Origin of the sequence: Mycobacterium sp. 852013-51886_SCH5428379 (genome assembly GCF_001665575.1) — a bacterium.
In the GTDB taxonomy this organism is placed as follows: Bacteria; Actinomycetota; Actinomycetes; order Mycobacteriales; family Mycobacteriaceae; genus Mycobacterium.
On record NZ_LZSU01000001.1, the window covers coordinates 23,818 to 49,525 of the forward strand.

Below are 25,708 nucleotides of genomic sequence, written 5' to 3' on the forward strand. Positions count from 1 at the left end.
TCGGTGAGCCGGGGCGTTCGTGCTGACGATACTGCTTACGCGTTGCCTGCGAGCTTCTCGCGCAGCGCTGCGAGCTGCGCATCGCTGGCCAGCGTCCCGCCGGAAGACTCACCCTCCGAACGCGAGGACGACGAGCCGTTCGACACCGGACGCGCGGCCTCTTCGGCCTCGGCAGCGGCGAACTTCTCCATCTGCGCGGTGTGCATCTTGTGGCGACGCTCGGCCTCGGCGTAACGCGACTCCCACTCTTCACGCTGCTTGTCGAAGCCCTCGAGCCATTCGTTGGTCTCGGAGTCGAAGCCCTCGGGGAAGATGTAGTTGCCCGCGTCGTCGTAGCTGTCGGCCATGCCGTACTTCGACGGATCGAACTCGTCGGTGTAATCCTCGTTGGCCTGCTTGAGGCTCAGCGAGATCCGGCGACGCTCCAGGTCGATGTCGATGACCTTGACCATCGCGTCGTCGCCGACCTGGACCACCTGGTCCGGGACCTCGACGTGACGCTCGGACAGCTCCGAGATGTGCACCAGACCCTCGATGCCCTCCTCGACGCGAACGAACGCGCCGAACGGGACCAGCTTGGTGACCTTGCCCGGAACAATCTGGCCGATCGCGTGGGTACGAGCGAAGTGGCGCCACGGATCTTCCTGAGTCGCCTTGAGCGACAGTGAAACCCGCTCGCGGTCCATGTCGACGTCGAGGACCTCGACGGTGACCTCGTCGCCCACGGTGACGACCTCGGACGGATGGTCGATGTGCTTCCAGGACAGCTCGGAGACGTGCACCAGGCCGTCCACACCGCCGAGATCGACGAACGCGCCGAAGTTGACGATCGAGGAGACGACACCCTTGCGGATGGCGCCCTTCTGCAGCTGGTTGAGGAACTCGCTGCGCACCTCGGACTGGGTCTGCTCCAGCCAGGCGCGACGCGACAGCACCACGTTGTTGCGGTTCTTGTCGAGCTCGATGATCTTGGCCTCGATCTCCTTGCCGATGTACGGCTGCAGATCGCGGACGCGACGCATCTCGACCAGCGATGCGGGCAGGAAGCCGCGCAGGCCGATGTCGAGGATCAGGCCGCCCTTGACGACCTCGATGACGGTGCCCTTGACGGCCTCGTCCTTCTCCTTGAGTTCTTCGATGGTGCCCCAGGCCCGCTCGTACTGAGCGCGCTTCTTGGACAGGATCAGTCGGCCTTCTTTGTCCTCTTTGGTGAGGACCAGGGCTTCGACCTCATCGCCGACGGACACAACCTCATTGGGGTCGACGTCGTGCTTGATGGAGAGTTCGCGAGAAGGGATGACCCCTTCTGTCTTGTAGCCGATGTCGAGAAGGACCTCGTCACGGTCCACCTTGACGATGGTCCCTTCGACGATGTCGCCATCGTTGAAGTACTTGATGGTCTTGTCGATGGCGGCGAGAAAGTCCTCAGCCGAGCCGATGTCGTTGACGGCTACTTGCGGCGAGGTGACGGAGGGACTTGGCATATGTTGGGTAGCTCCGGACAGGTTTGTTCGTAGGGACAGTTGGTTGTGATTGTCGATCTCGACCTGTGGCCGCGATCACGCACACAGGGTCTTGATCAGCTTACTCGACTCGGGCTACGCAGGACAAACCCGGTCCGGGGCTCCGACGATCGCAGCCAGTAGCCTCGCTCGGGTGTCCCACCTCGGCGCGCCCCAGCACCTGGCCCATCACCCGTACTGGAGCCCGCCGCTGGGCCGGAAGCTGCGCAGCGCCGGGGCGCCGCTGGGCGTGCTCATCGCGCTGGCCTCGGTCATCGGCCTCATCGTCATCCTGCTCACCGCACTCAACCCGGTCGGCACGGCCGTGGGCTTCGTGCTGTCCAGCATCGCCATGGCCGCCGTCGTGCTGGCCTATATCTGGCTCGACCGGTGGGAGCCCGAACCGCCCCGGTTGCTGGTGTTCGCGTTCCTCTGGGGCGCGTCGGTCGCAATCATCCTGACGTTCATCCTCGGCCTCGTGTTCGAGGCGGTGGTCGCCCCGGGCAGCACGGACACGAGCCCGGCGTCGGTCGTGCTAGGCGCACCGCTGATCGAGGAGGCCGCGAAAGGCCTGTTCCTGCTGCTGATGATGACCGGCAGGCGGCGCAACGAGCTCAACTCCCTCACCGACTGCCTGGTGTACGCGGGCCTGGTCGGCGCAGGCTTCGCCTGGCTGGAGGACATCCTCTACATCTCCAGCGCCGAGTCGCTGGGCGACTCCCTGGTGACCGCAGTGCTGCGCCTGGTGATGGCGCCGTTCGGGCATTCGCTGTTCACCACGATGTTCGCGATCGGCGTGTACTTCGCCCTGCAGCGCCGAGACACCGCCACCAAGGTGGGTTTCCTGCTGGTCGGGTATCTCGGCGCCGTGTTGATGCACGCGTTGTGGAACGGGTCCTCGCTGCTGGGCGGTGGCGCCTATCTGCTGGTCTACGTGCTGTGGATGGTGCCGATCTTCGGTATGACCATCGCGCTGGCCGTCACGAGCCGGCGCCGCGAACAGCGTCTCGTTGCGAGCAAGCTGCCCGGGATGGCCGCGGCCGGGGTGATCACACCCAACGAGATCACCTGGCTGGGGTCGATCCACGGTCGCAAGCAGGCGGTGACGGAGGCCACCCGCATCGGTGGCCGGCAGGCCGGGAAAGCGGTTCACGCGTTCGCCGCGCAGATCGTCGAGCTCGCGTTCCTCCGCGACCGCATCGACCGCGGTTTCGGCGATCCGCGGGTCTACGCGATGCTGCACGAGGAGACCTACGCGGTCTACGCGACGAGGGCTTCGACTCCGGTGCTGCACCACCTCGCCGGTTACCGGGCGTGGGTCAAGCCTTGAAGTACACCAGCTGATGAGTGGTGACCAGCAGGTCGCCTGACCGGCTCCACAGCTCCGCCGACTGGTCGAAGTAGCCGCCCGAGAACCGGTGGGCCCGCGCGGAGGCCAGCACGTAGTCCGACGCCACCGCATTCAGCGCCGCGGAGTCGGCGTGGAAGTAGATGGTCATCGAGATCGTGCCCGCCGGTGAAACCGCGCCGCGGCGCAGGAAAACCCGGGGATAGAAGATGTCGCTCATCGCGGTGAGCGCGGCGAAATCCAGCGCGCGTCCGGCCCGGTCGCGCGCCCACAGGGTGGTCAAGGAGGACGACTCGGGTCCGGCGTCCGGACCGGGCACCCCGCCGTCGACGTAACGCATCTCGTAGTTGCCCGCCCAGACGATCAGGTCGGGCAGTCCCGATTCGGTCACGCCCTCGGGTTCCGGGACGGAGGGCGCTGTCCGCTCCATGTCGGACCATGTGTCGCGGCGGATGCCGAACACCGCGGTGGCGTTGGTCTTGACCACCCCGTCCTGGGACAGTTCGACGAGCCAGTGCTGGTTGGTCCGGTTTGTCCGGACGAGCCGGGTGGCGATATCGAAATCCCCGTCGGCCACCGGATCGGCGAAGTTGACGGTGAGCGCGACGGGTTCGCCCCGCCGTTCGGGGTCGTCCTCGACCGCACGCAGCAACAGCGCCGCGGTGATTCCGCCGAAGGGGCCGACCATGTTGGCCCACCGCGGATGGGTCCGACCCCGCGCCCGGCGGGGTTCGGTGCGACCGAGGGTCAACGCCTCGTCGAAAGGGTGTTTCGCCATCAGTCCTCCTCACACTGGCGTATTATGGTTTCCACCATAATCGATGGGCTGCTGGAGCGTCGGATGGGAGGGCCCATGGCACGGGACACCCGCCGGGCGATGATTCGCACCGCGGTACAGGTCCTCCGTGAACGAGGGGCGGACGGTCTTACCGTCGAAGAGGTGCTGGCGCGCAGCTCCGCCCCGAAAGGCTCGGTGTATTACCACTTTCCGGGCGGTCGCACCGAACTGATCGACGAGGCCCTGAGCTTCGCGGGTGCGTCCATGACCGCGCTGCTCGAGCGAGCGGTCGCCGACGGACCGGAGTCGGTGCTCGGCGAGTTCGTCGGCATGTGGCGCCGGGTGCTCATCGACAGCGGATACACCGCCGGCTGCCCGGTCGTGTCCGTGGCGATCAGCGGATCGGAGAGTCCCGAGTCCGCGGCGAAGGCGCGTCAGTTCTTCACGGACTGGACCGATGCCCTCGCCACCGCATTCGCCGCCGAGGGGATGTCGAAAGCCGTTGCCCGCCAATTGGCCACGATGTCCGTGGCGTCCATCGAGGGGGCGGTCATCCTGTGCCGGGCGCAGGCCGAGATCGCACCCCTGGAGGATGCGGTGGCTCAGCTCCGGTTGCTGTTCAACTGCCACCGGTTCATGAGAGACAACTTCGCCATTTCTATGGAATGAACCATAGCCGAGGCATCAGTGGGCCGCCGCGTCCCAGCTGCGGCCGTAACCCACGCTGACCTCGAGCGGCACATCCAGCGGATAGGCGCCACCCATCTGGGCGCGAACCAACTGATCGAGGGCGTCGCGTTCCCCCTCGGCCACCTCGAACAGCAATTCGTCGTGAACCTGCAGCAGCATCCGCGACGCCAGCCCCGCATCCTTGATCGCCTGGTCGACCTTGATCATCGCGACCTTGATGATGTCGGCGGCGCTGCCCTGAATCGGCGCGTTGAGGGCGGCCCGTTCGGCTGCCTCGCGGACGTTGCGATTGCTGCTGTCCAGTTCGGGCAGATACCGCCTGCGGCCGAACACCGTCGAGGTGTAACCGTCTTTGCGGGCCTGGTCGACGACGTCGCGCAGATAGTCGCGGATGCCGCCGAAGCGGGCGAAGTACTGGTCCATCTGGACCTTCGCCTCTTCGGTGGAGATCTTCAGCTGCGCGGCCAGACCGTAGGCGCTCAGGCCGTACGCCAAGCCGTAGGACATGGCCTTGACCCGGCGCCGCAGATCGGCGTTGACCTCATCGATGGGCACGTCGAACGCCCGCGAAGCGACGAACGAGTGCAGGTCCTCCCCCGTGTTGAACGCCTCGATCAGGCCGGCGTCCTGGGACAGGTGCGCCATGATGCGCATCTCGATCTGGCTGTAGTCGGCCGTCATCAGCTCGGAGTAGCCGTCGCCGACCACGAACGTGTCGCGAATTCGGCGGCCGGCCTCGGTGCGGATGGGGATGTTCTGCAGGTTCGGCTCGGTGGAGGACAGCCGGCCCGTCGCCGCGATGGTCTGGTTGAACGTGGTGTGGATCCGGCCGTCGGCGGCGGTCGACGCGAGCAGCCCGTCCACCGTGACCTTGAGCCGGGTGGCATCGCGGTGGGTCAGCAAATGCTGCAGGAACGGATGGCCCGTCTTGTCGAACAACGACTGCAGGGCATCGGCGTCGGTGGTGTAGCCGGTCTTGGTGCGCTTGGTCTTCGGCATCTCGAGTTCGTCGAACAGCACGGCCTGCAGCTGTTTGGGCGAGCCGAGGTTGATCTGCTTGCCGATCACCTCGTAGGCGGCCTCGGCGGCGTCGCGGATCTGGTCGGCGAACTCGCTCTGCAGCTGTTCGAGCTGACCGGTGTCCACCGCGATCCCGACGTGTTCCAATTCGGCGAGCACCCGCTGGACGGGCAGCTCCATCCCGGTCAGCAGCGACGACGAATCGATGCGGGCGAGTTCCTGGTCCAGCGCGTCGGCGAGGTCGAGCACGGCGACGGCGCGCAGGATCAGCGTCTGGACGGCCTGGTCGTCCACCCCGTCGTCATTGTCGTCGAGCAGCGAGAGTTGTTGCTGCTCCGGACTTTCCGCCCGAAGTTCGCGACGCAGATACCGCAGCGACAGGTCGTCCAGGCTGAAGCTGCGCTGGCCCGGCCGCACCAGGTAGGCGGCCAGCGCGGTGTCGGAGGTGACGCCGTTGAGCGTCCAGCCGCGGCCCATCAGATCGTGCATCGCCAGCTTGGCCTCGTGCAACGCTTTCGGCGGGCCCGGATCGGCCAGCCAGGAGGCCAGCGCGGCCTCGTCCTCCGGATCGAGGGTGTTGGTGTCGATGTAGCGGCCCTCACCGTCGGCGGAGACGATCGCCAGCGCCGTCGCGTCGGCATCGTAGGCCAGGTGAGTGCCGACGACGGCCAGGCCGAATCGGCTGCCGAGGCTGTGTTCTGCCAGCCAGGCGGGCAGCTCACCCGGTTCGAGCGCCCGGCCGCGGACGTCGAAACCGTGCTCGACCTCGGGCTCGACCGCGACCAGCGTCTCGAACAGCCGGTCCCGCAGGACGCGGAACTCGAGATCGTCGAAGAGCCGGTGGATCTGATCTCGGTTCCACGGCTGAACGCGCAGGGTGTCCGGCGTCTGCGGCAGCGGAACATCCTTGACGAGGTCGGTGAGCTCGCGGTTGAGGATGACCGACGACAGGTTGGCCCGCAGCGCGTCACCGACCTTGCCCTTGACCTGATCGACGTTGTCGACCAGCGCCTGCAGGGACCCGTATTCGGCGATCCACTTGGTGGCGGTCTTCTCCCCCACGCCGGGAATGCCGGGCAGGTTGTCGCTGGGGTCACCGCGCAGGGCCGCGAAGTCCGGGTACTGCGCCGGAGTCAGACCGTACTTCTCGACGACAGCCTCGGGGGTGAACCGCGTCAGCTCACTGACACCCTTGCGGGGGTACAGCACGGTCACCGAATCGCTGACCAGCTGCAGCGCGTCCCGGTCCCCGGTGACGACCAGCACGCGGTACTCCTCGTGCTCGGCCTGGGTGGCGAGGGTCGCGATGATGTCGTCGGCTTCGAAACCGGCCTCGGCCAGCACGGTGATCCCGAGCGCGGCCAACACCTCTTTGGTGATGTCGATCTGTCCGCGGAACTCGTCCGGCGTCGCCGACCGACCCGCCTTGTACTCGGGATACTTGTCGACGCGGAAGGTCTTGCGGGAGACGTCGAAGGCGGCGGCGACGTGGGTCGGCTGCTCGTCGCGCAGCAGGTTGATCAACATGGCGGTGAACCCGTACACCGCGTTGGTGGTCAAGCCGCCCTGGGTTTTGAAGTTCTCCGCGGGCAGGGCATAGAAGGCGCGGTAGGCCAGCGAGTTGCCATCCAGCAGCATCAGCGTCGGCTTGTCATCCTTCTTCCCCGACGCTGACTTCTTGGCGGTGGTTGAACTGGCTGGGCTCACGGCCCTCACTCTATTCATCGACTCCGACACGCAGGTGTCCGCGGGCCAGAGCGCCTCCCGGTAACTGGAACACGTTTCAGTTTCGCGGCGCGACTGGGTACGCTGACCGGCGTGTCAGCTTCCATACAACCGGCAGTCGAGGGCTGGTTCGCCACCGACGGATCCGGCGACGCCTACCTGATCGGCGGCAAGTGCCACCAGTGCGGAACCTTCGTGTTCCCGCCGCGGGCCAACAACTGCCCCAACCCCGGCTGCGACGGCGACGACCTGGCCCAGGTTCCGCTGTCCCGCCGCGGAAAGCTGTGGAGTTACACCGAGAACCGGTATGCACCGCCGCCGCCGTACCCGTCCCCCGATCCGTTCGAACCGTTCGCCGTGGCGGCCGTCGAACTCGCCGACGAGGGTCTGATCGTGCTCGGCAAGGTGGTCGAGGGGACGCTCGCGGCCGACCTCAAAGTCGGCATGGAGATGGAACTCACCACCATGCCGCTGTTCACCGACGACGACGGTGTCGAGCGCATCGTCCACGCCTGGAGGATCGCCTGATGGCCCCTAGTACATCCCCCGAGTCGCTGCGCTCCGGCCCACCGGAACCCGTCTACATCCTCGGCGCCGGTATGCACCCCTGGGGTAAGTGGGGTCGCGACTTCACCGAATACGGTGTCGTCGCCGCCCGGGCCGCGCTGGCCGAGGCCAACCTCGACTGGCGCCAGATCCAGCTCGTCGCCGGCGCCGACACCATCCGCAACGGCTACCCCGGCTTCGTCGCCGGAGCGACGTTCGCCCAGAAGCTGGGCTGGAACGGCGTTCCCGTCACCTCCAGCTACGCCGCATGCGCCAGTGGTTCGCAGGCGCTGCAGAGCGCGCGCGCCCAGATCCTCGCCGGCCTGTGCGACGTCGCCCTGGTCATCGGCGCCGACACCACCCCCAAGGGCTTCTTCGCGCCCGTCGGCGGGGAGCGCAAGAACGATCCCGACTGGCAGCGCTTCCACCTCATCGGCGCGACCAACACCGTCTACTTCGCGCTGCTGGCCCGCCGCCGGATGGACCTCTACGGCGCGACGCTCGAGGACTTCGCCTCGGTGAAGGTCAAGAACGCCAAGCACGGACTGGACAATCCGAACGCGCGCTACCGCAAGGAGGCCACCGTCGACGACGTACTGGCCAGCCCGGTGGTGTCGGATCCGCTCCGGTTGCTGGACATCTGCGCGACGTCCGACGGCGCGGCGGCGCTGATCGTGGCGAGCAAGTCCTTCGCCGAGAAGCACCTGGGTTCGGTGGAGGGCGTGCCGTCGGTGCGCGCGATCAGTCTGCAGTCACCGCAGTACCCGCAGCATCTGCCCGAACTGCCCGATATCGCCACCGATTCCACGGCCGTGGTGCCCGCCCCCGAGCGGGTGTTCAAGGACCAGATTCTCGATGCGGCCTACGCCGAAGCGGGTATCGGCCCCGAGGATCTGAGCCTGGCCGAGGTCTACGATCTGTCCACCGCGCTGGAGCTCGACTGGTACGAGCACCTGGGCCTGTGCGCGAAGGGTGAGGCCGAGCAGTTGCTTCGCAGCGGTGCGACGACGATCGGCGGCAAGATCCCGGTCAACGCGTCCGGCGGGCTGGCCTCCTTCGGCGAGGCCATCCCGGCCCAGGCGATCGCCCAGGTCTGCGAATTGACCTGGCAGCTCAAGGGTCAGGCCACCGGTAGGCAGGTCGAGAACGCGACGGTCGGCGTGACGGCCAATCAGGGGCTGTTCGGCCACGGTTCGTCGGTGATCGTCGCGCGCTGAGCGCTCGCCTCTCGATCAGGCGACGCCGAGGTAAGCGGCGCGAATGCTGTCGTCTGCCAACAGTTCTCGGGCATCACCGGTGCGGGTGACCTCGCCGGTCTCCAGGATGTAGGCCCGGTGCGAGCGGCTCAGTGCCTGCTGGGCGTTCTGCTCGACGAGCAGCACGGTGGTGCCCGTGGCGTTGATCTCGGCGATGATCTTGAAGATCTGTGAGATCACCATGGGCGCCAGACCCATTGACGGCTCGTCGAGCAGCAGCACCTTGGGCCGCGCCATCAGCGCCCGCCCGATCGCGAGCATCTGCTGCTCGCCACCGGAGAGCGTGCCGCCCAACTGACTGCGCCGCTCGGCGAGCCGCGGAAAGGTCTCCAGCACCCAGTCGAGCCGTTCGTCGTGCTCGACCTTGGATTCGAATTTCCGCCCGTAGCAGCCCATCTCGAGGTTCTCGATGATGGTCATACCGGGGAACACACCGCGCCCTTCCGGGGCCTGGATCAGGCCGTCGATGACCCGCTTGTGCGCCTTGACGCGGCTGATGTCCCTCCCGTCGAACCACACCGAACCCGACGTCAACGGCAGCAGTCCCGAGATCGCCCGCATCATCGTCGTCTTGCCGGCGCCGTTGGACCCGAGCAGCGTGACGAGCTCCCCCTCGTGCACGGTCAGCGAGACCGAGTGCAACGCCTTGATCCGTCCGTAGTGCACGACGATGTCGCGCACCTCCAGCAGGACCGGTCGTGACTCGTCAGGTGATTTCGTCATCGGGCACCCCCAGATACGCGGCGATGACCTTGGGGTCCTCGCGGATTTCGGCGGGCAGGCCGTCGGCGATCTTGCGTCCGAACTCCAGCACCACGATGCGGTCGGTCACGCCCATCACCAGGCGCATGTCGTGTTCGATCAGCAGCACGGTGTAGCCGTCGTCGCGGATCCTGCGGATCAGGTCGATCAGCGCCGACTTCTCGCTCGGGTTGAATCCGGCGGCGGGCTCGTCGAGACACAGCAGCTTCGGCTCTGTCGCCAATGCTCGGGCGATCTCCAGCCGTCTCTGGTCGCCGTAGGACAGGTTCTTGGCCTTCTCCTCGCCGCGGTGGGCGATCCCCACGAAATGCAGGAGTGCAGCCGATCTCTCGATCGCCGACTTCTCCTCGCGGCGGTGCCGCGGTGAGCGGATCAGGGCGCCGGGCACCGAGGTGTGGTGGCGCGCGTCCGTACCCACCATGACGTTCTCCAGCGCGGTCATCTCCCCGAAAAGCCGGATGTTCTGGAACGTCCGCGCGATGCCGAGCCGGGTGATCTGGTGGCGCTTGATCCGCCCGATGGTCTGGCCGTCGAAGGTCACCGAACCGGATGTGGGTCGGTAGACGCCGGTGATGGCGTTGAAGCACGTCGTCTTGCCGGCCCCGTTGGGCCCGATCAGGCCGAGGATCTCACCGCGACGGATGTTGAACGTCACCGCGTCGAGTGCCGTCAAGCCACCGAATTTCACCGTCAGGTCGTTGGTCTGCAGCAGCACCTCGCCCTGGTCGGCCTGGATGTCGCGGTGCACGCCGGCGATCTCGGCGACGTTCCCCTCGAACTCCTCGGGGGCGGTCATTTGACCGGCTCCGTATCCGTCGGTTGCGCGCGCAGCAGCCTGCGGGCGGCTCGGGCGTACGTCAGCAGGTGCTGACGAGCCGGGAAGAGACCCTGCGGACGGAAGATCATCAGCACCACCAGCGCCAGGCCGAAGAACAGGTATTTCAGGTTGCCCATGTCGATGCCGAGGAAGTGCACGCCCAAGAGCCGGTTGGGCAGATAGACGATGATGAAGGCGCCGAGGATCACCCCGAGCTTGTTGCCCTGCCCGCCGAGCACGACCGCGCACAGGAACAGCATCGAGTTGATGATGTTGAACGTCGGGGGCGCGACGTACTGGACCTGTCCCGCGTACAGGGCCCCGGACAATCCGCCGATCGCCGCGCCGATGGTGAACGCCCACAGCTTGAACTTGAAGGCGTTGACGCCCATCACTTCTGCGGCGTCTTCGTCCTCTCGCACGGCGATCCAGGCGCGGCCCACGCGGCTGCGTTCGAGGTTCCCGACCAGCAGCAGGATGCCCACGATCAGGATCAGGCCGAGCCAGAACCACCAGGTGCCGTAGTTCGCGTCGCCACCCGAATTCGACACCGAGAACACGCCTTCGGGATGTTGCTCGTTCTGCAGGAAGTGCGGGAAGGCCACCTCGTTGAGTCCGCGGGGGCCGTTGGTGATGTCGGAGAGGTTGTCGGCCAGCAGTCGGATGATCTCGCCGAAGCCCAGGGTGACGATCGCCAGGTAGTCACCGCGCAGCCGCAGTGTGGGCGTGCCGAGGATCAACCCGCTCAACGCCGTCACCGCCATGGCCAGCGGCACACAGGACAGCCACGCCCACGGGGTGCTGAAGAATCCCGTGGGGCCCAACTTGTTCCACGGACTCTCCGGGCTGGTGAGCAGTGCCACGGTGTAGGCGCCGACCGCGTAGAACCCGACGTAGCCGAGGTCGAGCAGGCCGGCCTGTCCGACGACGACGTTGAGGCCGATCGCGATGATCGCCACCATGGCGAACTGGGCCATGGTGCCGCCGAAGCTGATTCCCGGGGTGTTGACGAACGCCGGCTTGATGAGCGGGGACAGCGCGACGCCGGCGAAGAGGATGATCCCGAACACCCATTTCTGGGCGCGGGTCAGGCCGTCCCACCAATCCATGAGTCGCGTCATACTCGCGCCTTCCCGAGGCTCTCACCGAGGATCCCGGTGGGACGGACCAGCAGCACCAGCACCAGCAGGACGAAGGCCACCACGTCGCGCCACTGAGTGCCGAACACGGCTTGGCCGTAGTTCTCCATCACGCCGAGTAGCAGACCGCCCAGCAGTGCGCCGCGGAGGTTACCGATCCCGCCGAGGACCGCGGCCGAGAACGCCTTGATTCCCAACAGGAATCCGCCCGAGTAGATGATGCCCTGCGGCACCTTGAGCGTGTACAGCAGCGCCGCCGCACCCGCGAGCAGACCGCCGATCAGGAACGTGGTCATGATGATGCGTTCCCGGGAGACGCCCATGAGCGTGGCCGTCGTCGGATCCTGTGCCACGGCGCGGATGCCGCGCCCGAACTTGGTGCGGTTGATCGCCACATCGGTCAGCACCGCCAGCACCAAAGCCGAGACGACGATGACGATGGTGATGTTCGAGATCGGAACACCGAGGAACTCGAACTGAGTCTTGGGTTGCACCAACACGATCGGCTGCTGTGCGTTCGGTCCGCCGTAACCCGGGATGATCTTGGGCAGGATGAACAGCACGAACTGCTGCAGCACGAACGACATCCCGATCGCGGTGATCAGGAACGTCAGCGCCTTCGCGTTGCGTTTGCGCAACGGACGGTAGGCGACGAACTCCAAACCGACGGCGGCGCTTCCGGAGACGGCCATCGCGAACAGCATCGCGAATCCGAGGTACACGATCGTCAGCACGACGCCCCGGTTGTAGGCGTTGCCGCTGGGGGTGAAGCCCAGGATCATGTCGAGCGCGAAGTACGCCCCGAACATTCCGAGCATGAAGATCTCGGAGTGCGCGAAGTTGATCAGTCGCAGCACACCGAAGACCAGGGTGTAGCCGACCGCGACCAGGGCGTAGATCGCTCCCCAGGACAGGCCGTCGATCGTCAATTGCCAGAAGCTGTCGACCAGCGCTCCGACATTGAAGTTGATGTTTGCGGCCAGGTTCATCCGGTGGCGAACTCCTCAGCGGGCTGGTCTCGAAGAGGTACTGAGCGAAAACGCGTCCGAGCAGACACTCGGACGCGTTTCCGCCTCAGCTCTTACTGGACGTCGTAGATCCAGATGAGGGTGGTCGTGAGCTCACCCTCGGGGGTCCACTGGTACTCGCGGGCCACGCCCTGGCCCTTGTAGTTACGGACGAAGTCGAGCAGCGCCGGCCGGGTGATGGCGCCGGAATCGATGCCCTTGACCAGGATGGTGCCCAGGTCGTAGCCCTCGGCGCTGTACGTGCCGGGTTCCTGGTTGAACTTGGCCGTGTACTCCTCGGCGAACGAGCCGGTGGCCGGGCCGCACGGGCAGGCCAGCACGGCGCCCTTGGACGATTCGCCGGCCTGCTTGACGAACTCGGGGTCCTTCGTGCCGTCGGCACTGGCGAAGATGCCCTCGAAACCGCCGTCGCGCAACTGCTGCACCAGTGGTGCCGCCTCGGCGTAGTAGCCGCTGAAGAACACCGAATCCGGCGCGGCGCCCTTGATCTGGGTCACCGCGGCGGAGAAGTCCTTGTCGCCCTTCTTCACCGAGATGTTGCACGCCGAATCGGCGACGGGGCCGAGGGTGTCGCGGACGGCCTGGGCCAGACCCAGGCCGTAATCGGTGCTGTCGTCGACAACGCAGATCTTCTTGTGCTGCAACGTATTCTTCAGGTAATTGGCGACCGACGGACCCTGCACGCCGTCGTTGGCCAGACCGCGGAAGAAGGTCTTCCAACCGTTCTCGGACAGCGTCACGTTGGTCGCCGACGCGGTGGTGGCGACGAGGCCGGCCTGGTCGAAGACGCCGCCGGTGGCCTTGGTCTCGCCCGAGAAGGCGGGACCGACAAGGCCGATCGTGTACTGGTCGTCGACGATCTGCGGGGCGATCGCGCTGGCCTTCTGCGGGTCGCCCTCGGTGTCGAACGGCTTGAGCTGGACCTGGCAGCCCGGGTTGGCGGCGTTGTGCTTGTCGATCGCGAGCTGCACACCGTTCTTGATGTTGATGCCGAGTGCGGCATCTGGTCCGTTGAGGGCGCCCGCCATCGCAATGGAGACCGGCGGGCAGGTGGCGTTGCCGTCACCGGCGGGGTCTGCGGGGGCCGTGCCTGTGCTGGCGGCGACTTCGGCACCGTTCTCGTCGATCTGGACCTTCTCGACGATCTTCAAGTTGGTCTGCGACGCCTCCTGCTCCGGCGTCGATTGGCTACAACCGGCAATCCCGAGCATCAACAGCCCCGCGCCGCTGAGTGCAACTGCATTTCGTGTCACGCGACCGCGCACGTTCACCTCCGGGTTCGATTTTGATCGGCCTCGACCGCCACGACCGTCCCGGCCGGGCGCTGATGCTTCGGGTAGAACATAGCCAACAGGTGGCCGCGGTGCGTGATGTTGACGAAGCGGTTCGGCGTCGCGACCGCTGAAATCCGACGACGGCAGGCCGCTGAAACGCAGTGTTTACGCGCCGGCGCCTCGATCAGGGTTCGGCGGGGGCTTCGTCCTGGGGCGTGTCGAGGGTTTCGAGGACCACTTCGGCGACTCGCTTCATCGTGGTGCGGCGGTCCATCGCGGCCCGCTGGATCCACTTGAACGCCTCGGGTTCGCTCATCCCCTGCTTGGCCTGAAGCAGACCCTTCGCGCGCTCGACGAGCTTGCGCGTCTCGAGGCGGTCGGACAGCGTCGCGACCTCCTGCTCGAGGGCCGCGATCTCACCGAACCGGCTGACCGCCACCTCGATGGCAGGGATGAGGTCGTTGACGTTGAACGGTTTGACCAGATAGGCCATGGCGCCGGCGTCGCGGGCCCGTTCGACGAGTTCGCGCTGGCTGAACGCGGTGAGGATGACGATCGGCGCGATGCGCTTGGCCGCGATCTCCGACGCGGCGTCGATGCCGTCGCGGCGGGGCATCTTGACGTCCATGATCACCAGATCGGGTTTCAGGCTCTCGGCGAGTTCGACGGCCTCCTGACCGTCGCCGGCCTCTCCGACGATGTCGTAGCCCTCGTCGCGCAGCATCTCGGCCAGGTCCATCCGGATGAGTGCCTCGTCTTCGGCGATGAGGACGCGGTGGGGCTTGGCGCCGTCAGTCGGTGACCCGGTCATGGATGTCATTGTGGCGGTAACCCACGCGATCAGCGACCGCGGGGCCATCCTCTATGGTGGGAGGCCGCAAGCCCTCGTATCCCAATTGGCAGAGGAAACGGATTCAAAACCCGTGCAGTGTGAGTTCGAGTCTCACCGAGGGCACTCATAAAGGATTTCCCCGGGTGCACCGCCGGCTGTGGATAACTCGATTCGGCGTCGGCAAGTTGCCTCATGTCAAGATGCGCGCGAAGGGTGGTTCGTTGCCTCACGAGAGCGTGCGCGCTTGTTGACTGGCGGGGGGGCACCGTTTGTGAATTTGCTGGCGGTCAGAGTGAAGAGCTGACTGGTGAGTGCCTGGATCTGGCGTTGGGTGGCGGCTGGATTGATCAGCGAGTAGGTCCGGGTCACCCCGACGGCACCATCACCTGGACCACCCCCGCCGGCAAGCGCTACACCACCACGCCCGCCAGCCGAATGTTCTTCCCCACATGGGACGTCACCACCACCGAACTACCCCCGCTCGCGAAACCGCCACCACACCCCCACCGAAAAGCCCGAATGCCGAAACGACGACGCACCCGCGCCGCCGACACCGCCGCACGCATCACCGCCGAACGCGCTCACAACGCCGCGCAACGAGCAATGGCCCAACAAGCTGCCCACGCGGCTCAAGCCGCCAGTGCCGCGCGAGCCGCCCGGGTGGACCGCTCACCACCCGAACCGCAACCCCACCCCAACTACGGCGACGACCCACCGCCCTTCTGAGACACGGACCGTCGGTGGCGGAGTCAGTTACCCGGGGACGGGTCGAACACTCCGACGACGGGTCGCGGATCGGCACCGCAAAAAGCCCTGATCAGGCACGGGGTACCGTCACCGAAGCCGGGTCGCGGTCCGCCGGGACGTGGCGGAGCCCCTACGAGGAAGGGGGTGTTCGCCGTCCACCCTGGAAAGAAGGAGCCGATCGGGTTCGGTTTGGGGTCGAATATTCCTGACCTCACCGGAGAGCGATCGGGTGTGTCCGGCGACGGGTCGTAGACACCCGAACGTGGAGTTCCGGCGTCCGACTCGGTCGAGGACCCCGTCGCGGGGTCGCCCGGCGCCGCCAACGCAACGGCGGGGCCGAGCACGAGCCCCGCGATGACCGGCATCGCGAGGACGCCTACCCGCCAACACGACTTCGAGGACATGTCGGACTCGCTCTCCGGGCGTGGTTGCTGAGTTACCGCCTTCGAGGATATCTGCGTGATCTGGAGGTTGTATCCCGATCAGCGCGCTTCGCCGCGGCCCCCGGGTGCGCCGTCCTTGCCGTCGGCACCGCGCTTGCCGCCGGGGCCCGGCTCACCGCCCTTGCCGCCTTCACCTCCGGCGCCGTGCCCACCCCGTCCGAACAATCGGCTGAAAATCCCGCCCCGGCCACCGGCACCGCCGTCGCCTCCGTTACCGCCGTCCGCACCGCTCATATCGCTCCCCCAATTCCACTGCTTCCGTCTGTCGGTGACGACGCTACCGCCGGAACGGCCTCCCCACGGCTACGCCGGTCCCATTCAGCCAGCACCTCCGGATCGGTCGGCTTGGTGAGCAGGCTGCCGACCACGTACACCACCAGGCCCAAAGCCAGACCGACATAGATGGGCTCGTTGGCGAAGATGTCGCCGACGAGAACCATGGTGGCCAGCGTGCCGACTGTGCCGACGGCCATCGCCGCGACCGCCCCCACGTTGGTCCCGCGCCGCCACACCAGTCCGCCCAGGATCGGCACCAGCAGTCCCCCGACGAGGATGTCGTAGGCGACCGTCAGCGCCGCGACCACATCCTGCAGCACGCAGGAGATCGCCACCATCACCAGACCGAACCCGGCCACATACATCCGGTTGTTGCGGAGACGGTCGTCTTCGCTGCCCGTCTCGAGGTCCTGTTTGCGCACTCGCGCCACGATGTCCTGACTGAACACCGTCGCCGTCGCGATCAGCGCACCGCTGGACGTCGACATCACCGCCGCCAGCGCGGCCGCCAGCACCAACCCGGCCAAACCTTGCGGCAGCTGCATCTCGACGAACTGCGCGAACGCATCATCACGCGACTCCAGGTCGGGCAGAAGTACTTTCGCGGCCATCCCGATCACCGCGCCGGCGACCGCATACAGCAGGCAGTACACCCCCGCACCGGCGCCCGCCCACCGCGCCACCGCGGGACTGCGGGCGGTGAACACCCGCTGCCAGATGTCCTGGCCGATCAGCAGTCCGAACGTGTAGATGACGAAGTACGTCAGGATCGTGTCGCCGCCGATCGCGGTCAGCGACGTGGCGTCCGCGGGCAGTTTCTCGGCCAGTCCGCTCCAGCCGTCCGTCTTCACCAGCGCCACCGGCAGCAGGATGAAGAAGATGCCGATCGTCTTGATGAGGAACTGTACGAAGTCGGTCAGCGTGATCGACCACATGCCGCCGAGCGTCGAGTAGATGATCACCACGCCGCCGCCGAGCAGGATGGCCGGTACTTTGCCGATGTCGAACAGCGCACCGAAGATCGTCGAGTACGCGATCGTCGACGTCACCGACAGCATCAGCGTGTAACCCCACATCACCACCCCGGACAGCACCGAAGACCCCGGCCCGTACCGCAACTCGAGCATCTGGCTGACCGTGTACACCCGCAGCCGCTGGATCCGCCCGGCGAACAGCAGGCTCAGCGCCAGGATGCCGACGCCGATCGCCACCACCAGCCACATGCCCGAGATCCCGTACTCGTAGCCCAGCCCGACACCGCCGATGGTGGACGCGCCGCCCAGCACGATCGCGGCCATCGTGCCCGAGTACAGCACCGGACCCAGCCTGCGGCCTGCCACCAGGAAGTCCGATTGGGTTGTCGCCCTGCGCTTCCCCCAGAAGCCGAACGCGATCATGCCGACGAGGTAGATCACGACGATCGCGATGTCCATGGTGGGCTCCTACCGGATGTCGAAGTGAATGACGGTCGGACGGTCGGCGCCGAACGCGGCGCCGACCAGCTCGGTCAGGTCGGCGGTCGATGTGGTGCGCACGCCTCGGGCGCCCATCGCGACGGCCAGCGCGGCGAAATCGGGGGTCTGCAACCGGACGCCGACGGGCGCGATGCCACGGGCGCGCTCCTGGTCCTCGATCTCCCGGTATCCGCCGTTGTCGACGATCACCACGGGCACCGACAGCCGCGCCTCGGTGAGCGTCATCAGCTCCTGGATCGAGAACATCGCGGCGCCGTCCCCGATGAGCACCGCGACCTTCGCGCCCGGGCGGGCGACAGATGCCCCGATCGCCGCCGGCAGCCCGTAGCCGAGGGTGGCGAAACCCGGTGAGTAACAGAACCGGCGCGGCGACGCCATGTCGAAGAAGTGCACCGACCCGAAGTAGGTCACCTGCGAGCTGTCACCGGTCAGCACCCCATCGGCCGGCAGTGCCGCCCGCACCGCCTCGTTGATCTCGGCGTACGGTCCGGCGTCCCGATCGGCCTCTTCGCGGCACGCCGAGCGCAGGGCCGCGGCGCGGTCCTCGCCACCGGTGCGGTCCGAGTCGAGCGTCTCCAGCAGCGCTTCCACCGTCGTCGCGGCATCGCCGAGCAGCGTGTGGTCTGCGGGACAGTTCTTGTGGAGCTGACCGGCGTCGACGTCGCAGCGGATCACCGTTCGGCCGCGGATCTGCCCCTCCCACAGGTCGGAATCGCCGAGTTCGCTGCCTACAACGAGCAGCGCGTCGCTCTCCGCGGCCGCCGCCTGTAGAGCACGCAGCCGCACCGATGCACCGACTGACAGCCGATGACGCTCGGGCACAACGCCTTTCCCGTTCACCGTCGTCGCCACCGGCGCGCCCAGCGCCTCGGCGAGCGCGGTGAGCTCGGCAGCGGCGTCGACGGCGCCGCCCCCGGCGATGATCAAGGGCTTGTCCGCCAGAGCCAGCGCATGAGCGGCTCGCCCCACCGCTCCCCGTTCTGGTGCCGGCGCGGGCGTCGCAGCGGCCGTCCGCGCCTGTCCCGACCACTGTTGGGTGAGGACGTCGATCGGCACCTCGATGTGGACGGGACGTGGGCGGCACCCGCTGAAACCGGCGAAGGCGTCGGTCACCGCGTCGGCGGCCTCGTCGGCGCTGTGCACGCGGCGACTCCACGCCACCAGTTCGTTCATCGCGCCGCTGGTGTTCTTGGCCTCGTGCAGCTGCCCGAGATCGCGGCCCTCGGTGCCGGTCGGCATCCCCGGCGAGATCACCAGCACGGGCTGGGATTCGGCGTAGGCGGTGGCGGCCGCCGTCATCGCATTGGTGAGTCCGGGGCCGCTGGTGGTGACCACGACACCGGGCCGTCCGGACACCCGCGCGTACGCCTCCGCGGCGTAGCCTGCACCCTGCTCATGGCGTGGGGTCACCACCTGAACACCGGTGGACTGCAGATGCCGGTACAGCTCCAGATTGTGGGTTCCGGGGATCCCGAACACCGTGTCGACACCGTGGGCGATCAGTGAATCGACTACGGCCGCACCGCCATTGCGGTGAGTCACCGGTTGGCCCCGAGCACCGAGATCAACTCGTAGGCCACGTGCGCGGCTGCTATTCCGGTGATCTCGGCGTGGTCGTAGGCGGGCGCGACCTCCACGATGTCGGCGCCTACGATGTTGGCTCCGACGAGACTGCGCAGGCAGAGCAGCAGTTCGCGGCTGGTCATCCCGCCGGCCTCCGGAGTTCCCGTGCCGGGTGCGTGGGCAGGATCCAGGACGTCGATGTCGACCGACACGTAGACCGGCGCCTCGCCGATGCGGGCGCGCATCCGCTCGATCACCGTGGCCAGCCCCTCGAGCTGGAAGTCGTCGGAGCCGATCACCTGAAAACCGAGAACGCGGTCGTCCGACAGGTCGGTGGGCGCGTACAGCGGCCCGCGGATGCCGACGTGCAGACAGCTCGACGGGTCGAGCAACCCCTCCTCGCTCGCTCGCCGGAACGGCGTTCCGTGGGTGAACGGCGCGCCGAAGTACGTGTCCCAGGTGTCGAGATGGGCGTCGAAGTGCAGCACGGCGATCGGCCCGTGTTCGCGGTGCAGCGAGCGCAGCAGCGGCAGCGCGATCGTGTGGTCGCCGCCGAGGGTGACCAGCTTGGCGCCGCCGCCGCGTAATTCGTCGGCGCTGCGCTCGATCGTGGTGATCGCCTCGGTGATGTCGAAGGGGTTGACCGCGATGTCCCCGGCGTCGACGACCTGCTGGGTGGCGAACGGTTCGACGTCGAGGGGCGGATGGTAGGTGCGCAGCAGCTTGGAGCCGGCGCGGATGTGGCCGGGACCGAACCGGGCGCCGGGGCGATACGAGACGCCGGAGTCGAAGGGGACGCCGACGACGGCCACATCGGTGCGGGTCACCTCATCGAGGCGGGGCAGCCGCGCGAACGTGGGCGGGCCGGCGAAGCGGGGCACTTTGGTGGCGTCGACGGGGCCGATCGGAGTGTCCATAGGTCCAGGCTCGTCCAGACCGGGGCTCGAGGGAAGACCAGGCGTGTTAAATGTCGACCGAGAGGCCGGTCGACGGCGATACGCTGCGACGATGGCCGTCACTCAGAGCCGTCGAGCGGTCTGCGTGCCCGAGGTCGCACTGCAGAGCCGCGTCCCGGCGCGCACCCGGCACTACGCCGAGGCTGTGATCCGCCGACTGCGGGTGCTCACCATCGCGACCTGGATCGCGGCGGCGGTGTCGGTGCTCTTCGGCGTCTTCCAGCTCGTCATGGGCGGTCCCGGGTGGTGGATCGGCCTGTTGAACCTCGTCTTCGGCGGCCTCTTCCTCGCCGTACCCGCCCTGTACCGCTTCGGCGAACTGGTCGCCCCGCTGACGTTCTTCCTGCTGGCCTACGTCTCGGTCACCTTCATCTCCTACGAGGTCGGCTCGGATTCGGGGCTGCAGTTCTACTACCTGGTGGCCGCATCGCTGGTGGTGCTGGTCCTCGGTATCGAGCGCATCGTGCTGGCGGGCTCGATCGTCGCGCTCGGCCTGGCCGGCTGCATCGCCATTGAGATCTACGTGCCCCACGACCGCGGACTCGGGCCCCCCTGGGTACTGACGGCCGGTTTCATCCTGTCGGCGGTCGCGGCGACGGTGATGGTGTTCGCCACCGTCTGGTACGCGCTGCGCGAGACCGACCGCGCCGAACGCGCCATGGAAGCCGAGTATCAGCGTTCGGAGAAGCTGCTGGCCAATATCCTGCCGGCGTCGGTGGCCGTTCGACTCAAGGATCCGGCCCACTCGATCATCGCCGACCGCTACGACGACGCGTCGGTGCTGTTCGCCGACATCGCCGGCTACACCAAGCGGGCCAGCGACACCCCGCCGACCGAACTGGTGCGGTTCCTCGACCGGCTCTACACGGATCTCGACGCGCTGGTGGACCGGCACGGGCTGGAGAAGGTCAAGACCAGCGGTGACAGCTACATGGTGGTCAGCGGGGTGCCGCGCCCGCGGCCCGATCACGTGGAGGCGCTGGCCTGTCTCGCCCTGGACATGGCCGACGCCGTCGCCGATCTGACCGATCAGCAAGGCCGCGCGGTGCCGCTGCGGATCGGGCTCGCGGCCGGCCCTGTGGTAGCCGGCGTGGTGGGTGCCCGCAAGTTCTTCTACGACGTGTGGGGCGACGCGGTCAACGTCGCGGCCCGGATGGAGACGACCGACGTCGAAGGCCGAATCCAGGTGCCCGACAACATCTATGAGCGCATCAGGCACGCCTTCGAGTTCGAGGAGCGCGGGAACGTCGACGTGAAGGGCAAGGGCGTCATGCACACCTGGTACCTGGTGGGCCGGCGCAACGACCAAGCCGTGCGCGACGCCGTCGAAACCCCCGCTACCGGACGAACAGTGACATCACCAACTGGTTGAGCCGCCGCCGCGGCCACCCCGTCCACCCGTCACTTGCCAGCGCCGCCGCCGCCGCATTGCGCCCGCACACACCGTGCACGCCGCCGCCCGGATGGGCGCCCGCACTCCCCAGGAAGAGTCCCTCGATGGGGGTCTCGGCGCGCCCGAAACCCGGTGTCGGACGGAAGATCAACTGCTGCTGCAGTTGCGCGGTACCGCCGTTGACCGCACCCCCGACGAGGTTGGCGTCCGATGCCGTCAGCTCTGACGGTCGCTGGATGAACTTGCCGACCACCGAGTCGGTGAAACCCGGAGCGTGCTCCTCCAACACCCGATCGACCGCTTCAGACAGCCGGTCGGCCGAGGCGTCATCGGTAATGTCGCGGGGCAAATGCGTGTAGGCCCAGGCACTTTCGGTGCCGGTAGGCGAACGGGTGGGATCGGCAGTGGTCATCTGCCCGAACAACATGAAGGGGTGTTCGGGCACCGTGCGGGTGTTGAGATCGGCCATCCAGCGCACCAGACCGTCGGCGTCGGCACCGAGGTGCACCGTCCCGACCTCGTTGAGGTTCTTGGAGCGCCACGGTATCGGCGCGTCGAGCGCGTAGTTGATCTTCAGTACCGGGGTGTCCCAGGTGAAGTGCTCGAGGTCCTCGAGCACCCGCGGCGGTACGGCGGCGGCCGGCAGAAGTTTCTCGTAGAGCGCGGGCGCGGACACGTCGGCTACCACCGCTCGGCGCGCCGAGATCGATCGGCCGTCGGCTGTGCGCACCCCGACTGCGCGGCCGCCGCGCACGTCGATACCGGTGACCGCCTGGCCGCACTCGATCTGCGCGCCGGCCGACTGCACCCGGTCGACCAGCGCCGCGGTCAGCTGTCCCGCGCCGCCGACGGGCACCGGCCACCCGCCGTCCTGCGCCATCATGATGAGCATCAGGCCCATGACACCGCTGCCGGGTGCGTCCACCGGCACGTCGGCGTGCAGCGCGTTGCCGAGCAGCAGGAGCCGCGCCGCGTCCCCGTCGAAGAGTTGCCGGGCCATCTCACCGGCGGGCAGCACCAGCCGGTGCACCAGCCGCAACGCCTCGGCGGTGCCGAGCGTGCGCAGCAGTCCCGCCGCACCGCGCACGGGCGGGAACGGGGAGAACAGGCTGCTCAGCAGTGGGCCCTTGACCTGCTGCCAGAGGTCGAACAGGCGGTACCAGTTGTCACCGTCGGCGGGATGGTTGCGCGCGAGTTCCATTGCGGTGCGGTCGATGTCGCGGTGAATGACGGGCGCGTCTTCGTCGGCGGCGTTACGCGGATGACCGACCACTGCGGGGGCATGGGTCCAGCGCAGTCCGTGGTCTTCGAGATGAAGTGCGGTGAGCACCGGCGACGCCACGGACAGCGGATAGAACGCGCTGTAGAGGTCGCTGGTGTAGCCGGGGATGCGCTCCGCGCTGCGCACGGCCCCGCCCGGTTCGGGTTGCGCCTCCAGCACGAGGACGTCCCAGCCGGCGTCCGCCATCAGCGCGGCGGAAACCAGGCCGTTGTGCCCCGCCCCGATGACGACGGCATCAACGTTGGCAGAGGCCACTAGTCGACGTCTTTGTCGTCGCGACGCTCGGCGAGAAACGCCAAGCGGCGCAGGGTCTCGTTGTTGCGGGGCCACACCGCGGCGTCGGCGAGTTGGCTCGGCATCAGCTTGCCGATACCGCTGACCGGATACTCCTCCATCTGCACGCAGCAGCGGTCCCCGTCCTCCTGCAGCGTCAGGATGATGCGAGCGCTGCCGAACGGCCGGCCCTTCGCGAAGAGCACGAGGCGCTCGGGCTCGACGGACTCCTCGACGACGGTCTCGTCGTTGAGCAGAACGGGCCAGACGCCGATCGAATGATGGATGGTGGCGCCGGGTGCAGGCCAGTCGGGGTCGACGGCCCGCATCCGGCTGTTGCCCACCACCCACTGCGAATACGTCCAGCCGTCGGCGATCACGTCCCACACCCGCTGACGGGTCGCCGCGATGTTGCGTGTCACGGTCATGGGGCACTCATACCCCACGCCGTGGCGGTTTAGACCTTGCGGTTCTCCGACTTGATCAGCCAGGCCAGCTTCTCCAGTCCATCGATCAGCTGGTGCAGGATGTCCGCGGTGGTCGGATCCTCGGCGTCGACGGGGTCGTGGACGTCGCGCAACGTGTCGACAGCCGCGGCGATGCGCACGGTGATCAGGTCGACGACCTCGCTCGTGCTGCGCTCGTAGGCCGGGAATTGCGGCAGGCTCGTCGTGGCGACGACAGTGTCCGAACGCCCGTCCGGCACCGCGTCGAGCGTGCGCATCCGCTCGGCGATCGTGTCGCTGCCCGCACGGGCGAAGTCGACCAGTTCATCGAGCTGGAGGTGCAGATCGCGGAAGTTGGTGCCGACGACGTTCCAGTGCGCCTGCTTACCTTGCAGGTGCAACTCGATGAGGTCGACGAGAACCCGCTGCAGGTTGGCAGCGAACTCCGGCGATGCGGCGAAACTCTGGATTTCTGCTTCTGTGCGGCGGTTTGTGTTCATGTCTGTATCAACGAGCACCAATCTGGAATCGATCCAATTTAGTGTGTGATAGTGCTCACATCGGGCTGGTCCTGTGCTGCGAGTCGCCGCGCGTACCCGGTCCCCATGCCCAGCAGGATGAGCCCCACCACGATGAAGACGGCGACGCGGAAGATGCCGTCGAGGGTGCCCAGGTCGAACAGGAACAGCTTCGCGACCGCGGCGGCGACGAGCGCCATACCGCCGCCGATGGGCAGCGACCGGTGCTCCCTGGGTCGTCGCGCGGCATAGCCGAGCAGGGCAGCCGCCGTCGCGATCCAGCAGATCGTCGCGGCCATGTGGCCGGCGAAGAAGCCACCGTCCGGTCCGCCCACCTGAACGCCCGCGGTGACCAGCACCATGGTCGCGGCGTAGACACCGATCACCGCCGATCCCGCCCACAGCATCCGCACCGAGTCGGGGTCGAGGTCGTCGGCGTAGCTCCAGGCGATCGCCGGCGCAGCGGCGGTGAGCAGCAGGCTCGCGATGAGTACCGACACCGCGTCGGGTGCGCTGAGCACGGTCGCGTGCACCAGGGCGCTCGGCGGTGCGTAGGCGAGATAGAGCAGACCGCCGACGCCGGCGAAGCCGAGCGCGACCCAGCGTGCGACGGTGTCGCGGCGTCCGGCGACGGCGACCACGGTGGCCATCGCCAGCAGCAGCGGCGCCGCAATCTCACCGTCGAACGCGACGTTGACCGCGATCAGAGCGCTGACCGCCGACAGCGCCGACCAGATCTGCCGGACCACACCCGATACCGCGGGTAACCAAGTGCCGCCCAACACGATTGCGAGCAGAGCCGCCGACAGCGCACCGACCATCAAAGCCGCCACCATCCGGTCAGCGGTGGCCGACACACACAACACGGGCAGCACACCCGCGGCGGTGAGCAGCGCCAGCGCGGCGCGGTTCGTCGTGCGCGGCAACACGATCAGCGCGCCGGCGAGCGCGAGCAGCGCGGCGATCGCGCAGGCTCCGGCCAGCAGCAGGTCGTGGCGGGAATCGACGGCGGCCCCGGCGAGCGCGACGAGCAGTGGCACGGTCACCGCGGCCGTGCGGGCAGCGTGCAACCAGGTCCAGTCCCGGCCCAACTGCACAGGCAGGGATGCAGCCGACAGCGCCAGCATGAAGGCCAGCAAGGTCAGCGTGATGCCGTCGGTGACGACCGGTGCCAGGACGAGCAGCGGTACCAGCACAAGCAGGCCCAGGTGTTCGGAATCCCACCGCCGTGCCAGCGTCAGCCCGGCGCCGCCGATCACCGCGGCGAGCACGAGACCGACTGGTGCGGCCACCCATTCGTAGATGGTGGTGACGGCGATGACGTCGATGTAGGCCGCCGCGACACCGGTCGCCGCGAGCGCGATTGCGCCGACCCGGCCGCCCGGCCGGCGGTTGACCCACCAGCCGGCGCCCACCAGCGCGCCGGCCAGCGCACCGCCCGCGGCGACGCGCAGTTCCGGGCGCAGGATGCCGGCTTGCGCGGCGAGCACGAGCAGCAGCACCACGCCGATGAGGGTGACGGCCACCCCGGCGACCGCGAGCGCCTTGCCGATCCAGCCTTCGTTGCGTTCGCGGGGCGGGCTCGGCGGCGGCGGGGGTACGACCTCTTATACACATCT

At 67.5% G+C, this 25,708-nt stretch carries 21 protein-coding genes, 1 tRNA gene and 2 pseudogenes; 7 read left to right on the top strand and 17 right to left on the bottom strand.

All coding sequences use genetic code 11. The features are described from left to right. Positions 1-35 precede the first annotated feature (35 nt). Positions 36-1,484 carry a 30S ribosomal protein S1 gene (gene rpsA / locus A5757_RS00100; protein WP_066827864.1) on the bottom strand — a complete coding sequence of 483 codons (1,449 nt, stop codon included), beginning with the start codon at positions 1,482-1,484 and terminating at the stop codon, positions 36-38. A 172-nt stretch (positions 1,485-1,656) separates the two neighbouring features. Between rpsA and A5757_RS00105 the strand changes: the two genes are divergently transcribed. Then, on the top strand, positions 1,657-2,832 hold the full coding sequence (locus A5757_RS00105) for a PrsW family intramembrane metalloprotease (RefSeq protein ID WP_066827866.1): 1,176 nt from the start codon (positions 1,657-1,659) through the stop codon (positions 2,830-2,832). Here A5757_RS00105 and A5757_RS00110 read toward each other — a convergent pair. After that, positions 2,822-3,631 (bottom strand): acyl-CoA thioesterase, encoded by an 810-nt coding sequence (locus A5757_RS00110; RefSeq protein WP_369815897.1) that lies wholly within the window; start codon positions 3,629-3,631, stop codon positions 2,822-2,824. The two genes, A5757_RS00105 and A5757_RS00110, sit on opposite strands and share 11 nt — an antisense overlap. Positions 3,632-3,703: 72 nt before the next feature. Here A5757_RS00110 and A5757_RS00115 point away from each other — a divergent pair, with 72 nt between their 5' ends. Beyond that, positions 3,704-4,297, top strand: coding sequence for a TetR/AcrR family transcriptional regulator (locus tag A5757_RS00115; RefSeq protein WP_066827870.1), 594 nt, complete (start codon positions 3,704-3,706; stop codon positions 4,295-4,297). A 15-nt stretch (positions 4,298-4,312) separates the two neighbouring features. Here the strand turns inward: A5757_RS00115 and polA are convergent, their stop codons facing one another. Then, positions 4,313-7,063: a DNA polymerase I gene (gene polA, locus A5757_RS00120; RefSeq protein ID WP_066827872.1), complete on the bottom strand. Its 2,751-nt coding sequence runs from the start codon at positions 7,061-7,063 to the stop codon at positions 4,313-4,315. A 93-nt stretch (positions 7,064-7,156) separates the two neighbouring features. Here polA and A5757_RS00125 point away from each other — a divergent pair, with 93 nt between their 5' ends. Next, positions 7,157-7,591 carry a Zn-ribbon domain-containing OB-fold protein gene (locus A5757_RS00125; RefSeq protein ID WP_066827874.1) on the top strand — a complete coding sequence of 145 codons (435 nt, stop codon included), beginning with the start codon at positions 7,157-7,159 and terminating at the stop codon, positions 7,589-7,591. Positions 7,592-7,617: 26 nt separating this feature from the next. Beyond that, positions 7,618-8,826, top strand: coding sequence for a lipid-transfer protein (locus A5757_RS00130; protein WP_197497213.1), 1,209 nt, complete (start codon positions 7,618-7,620; stop codon positions 8,824-8,826). 15 nt (positions 8,827-8,841) lie between these two features. Here A5757_RS00130 and A5757_RS00135 read toward each other — a convergent pair whose 3' ends face one another. The 6 genes from A5757_RS00135 to A5757_RS00160 form a co-directional block, all read right to left on the bottom strand. Then, positions 8,842-9,588: an ABC transporter ATP-binding protein gene (locus A5757_RS00135; RefSeq protein ID WP_066827878.1), complete on the bottom strand. Its 747-nt coding sequence runs from the start codon at positions 9,586-9,588 to the stop codon at positions 8,842-8,844. Beyond that, positions 9,572-10,423 (bottom strand): ABC transporter ATP-binding protein, encoded by an 852-nt coding sequence (locus A5757_RS00140; RefSeq protein WP_066827879.1) that lies wholly within the window; start codon positions 10,421-10,423, stop codon positions 9,572-9,574. Before A5757_RS00140 ends, A5757_RS00135 begins: the two co-directional genes overlap by 17 nt. After that, positions 10,420-11,565, bottom strand: a complete 1,146-nt coding sequence (locus A5757_RS00145) for a branched-chain amino acid ABC transporter permease (RefSeq protein WP_066827880.1) — start codon at positions 11,563-11,565, stop codon at positions 10,420-10,422. Before A5757_RS00145 ends, A5757_RS00140 begins: the two co-directional genes overlap by 4 nt. Then, a complete protein-coding gene (locus A5757_RS00150; protein WP_066827882.1) occupies positions 11,562-12,572 on the bottom strand; it encodes a branched-chain amino acid ABC transporter permease in 1,011 nt (336 codons plus the stop codon). The genes A5757_RS00145 and A5757_RS00150 overlap by 4 nt, the downstream gene beginning before the upstream one ends. Before the next feature lie 92 nt (positions 12,573-12,664). Next, entirely contained in the window at positions 12,665-13,876 is a 1,212-nt protein-coding gene (locus A5757_RS00155) for a branched-chain amino acid ABC transporter substrate-binding protein (protein WP_066827907.1), read from the bottom strand. A gap of 193 nt (positions 13,877-14,069) precedes the next feature. Then, positions 14,070-14,696 (bottom strand): ANTAR domain-containing response regulator, encoded by a 627-nt coding sequence (locus A5757_RS00160; RefSeq protein ID WP_066827884.1) that lies wholly within the window; start codon positions 14,694-14,696, stop codon positions 14,070-14,072. Between the two features lie 70 nt (positions 14,697-14,766). On the opposite strand from A5757_RS00160, the gene A5757_RS00165 reads away from it, so the two are divergent. After that, a tRNA-Leu gene (locus A5757_RS00165) sits at positions 14,767-14,840 on the top strand. 243 nt (positions 14,841-15,083) lie between these two features. Continuing rightward, positions 15,084-15,443, top strand: a pseudogene (locus A5757_RS22615) (HNH endonuclease); the annotation flags it as partial. A 503-nt stretch (positions 15,444-15,946) separates the two neighbouring features. On the opposite strand, the gene A5757_RS00170 reads toward A5757_RS22615, so the two are convergent. The 4 genes from A5757_RS00170 to speB are packed head-to-tail and all read right to left on the bottom strand — an operon-like array spanning position 15,947 to position 20,138. Then, the gene (locus tag A5757_RS00170) at positions 15,947-16,141 is read right to left on the bottom strand and encodes a hypothetical protein (protein ID WP_066827886.1); all 195 of its coding nucleotides are present in this window, start codon (positions 16,139-16,141) and stop codon (positions 15,947-15,949) included. Continuing rightward, a complete protein-coding gene (locus A5757_RS00175) occupies positions 16,138-17,616 on the bottom strand; it encodes a sodium:solute symporter (protein ID WP_066827888.1) in 1,479 nt (492 codons plus the stop codon). The genes A5757_RS00170 and A5757_RS00175 overlap by 4 nt, the downstream gene beginning before the upstream one ends. Before the next feature lie 9 nt (positions 17,617-17,625). After that, positions 17,626-19,200 carry a thiamine pyrophosphate-binding protein gene (locus A5757_RS00180; protein ID WP_066827889.1) on the bottom strand — a complete coding sequence of 525 codons (1,575 nt, stop codon included), beginning with the start codon at positions 19,198-19,200 and terminating at the stop codon, positions 17,626-17,628. Continuing rightward, the gene (speB, locus tag A5757_RS00185) at positions 19,197-20,138 is read right to left on the bottom strand and encodes an agmatinase (RefSeq protein WP_066827890.1); all 942 of its coding nucleotides are present in this window, start codon (positions 20,136-20,138) and stop codon (positions 19,197-19,199) included. Before speB ends, A5757_RS00180 begins: the two co-directional genes overlap by 4 nt. A gap of 91 nt (positions 20,139-20,229) precedes the next feature. On the opposite strand from speB, the gene A5757_RS00190 reads away from it, so the two are divergent. Further along, positions 20,230-21,549, top strand: coding sequence for an adenylate/guanylate cyclase domain-containing protein (locus A5757_RS00190; RefSeq protein WP_066827892.1), 1,320 nt, complete (start codon positions 20,230-20,232; stop codon positions 21,547-21,549). Here A5757_RS00190 and A5757_RS00195 read toward each other — a convergent pair. The 4 genes and pseudogenes from A5757_RS00195 to A5757_RS00210 all read right to left on the bottom strand — a co-directional run. Further along, positions 21,515-23,107, bottom strand: coding sequence for an NAD(P)/FAD-dependent oxidoreductase (locus tag A5757_RS00195; RefSeq protein WP_066827895.1), 1,593 nt, complete (start codon positions 23,105-23,107; stop codon positions 21,515-21,517). The two genes, A5757_RS00190 and A5757_RS00195, sit on opposite strands and share 35 nt — an antisense overlap. After that, entirely contained in the window at positions 23,107-23,553 is a 447-nt protein-coding gene (locus A5757_RS00200; RefSeq protein ID WP_066827897.1) for an SRPBCC family protein, read from the bottom strand. Before A5757_RS00200 ends, A5757_RS00195 begins: the two co-directional genes overlap by 1 nt. Before the next feature lie 29 nt (positions 23,554-23,582). Next, on the bottom strand, positions 23,583-24,071 hold the full coding sequence (locus A5757_RS00205; RefSeq protein ID WP_066827899.1) for a Dps family protein: 489 nt from the start codon (positions 24,069-24,071) through the stop codon (positions 23,583-23,585). A gap of 38 nt (positions 24,072-24,109) precedes the next feature. Further along, a pseudogene (locus tag A5757_RS00210) lies at positions 24,110-25,690 on the bottom strand (DUF2339 domain-containing protein); the annotation flags it as partial. Positions 25,691-25,708 lie beyond the last annotated feature (18 nt).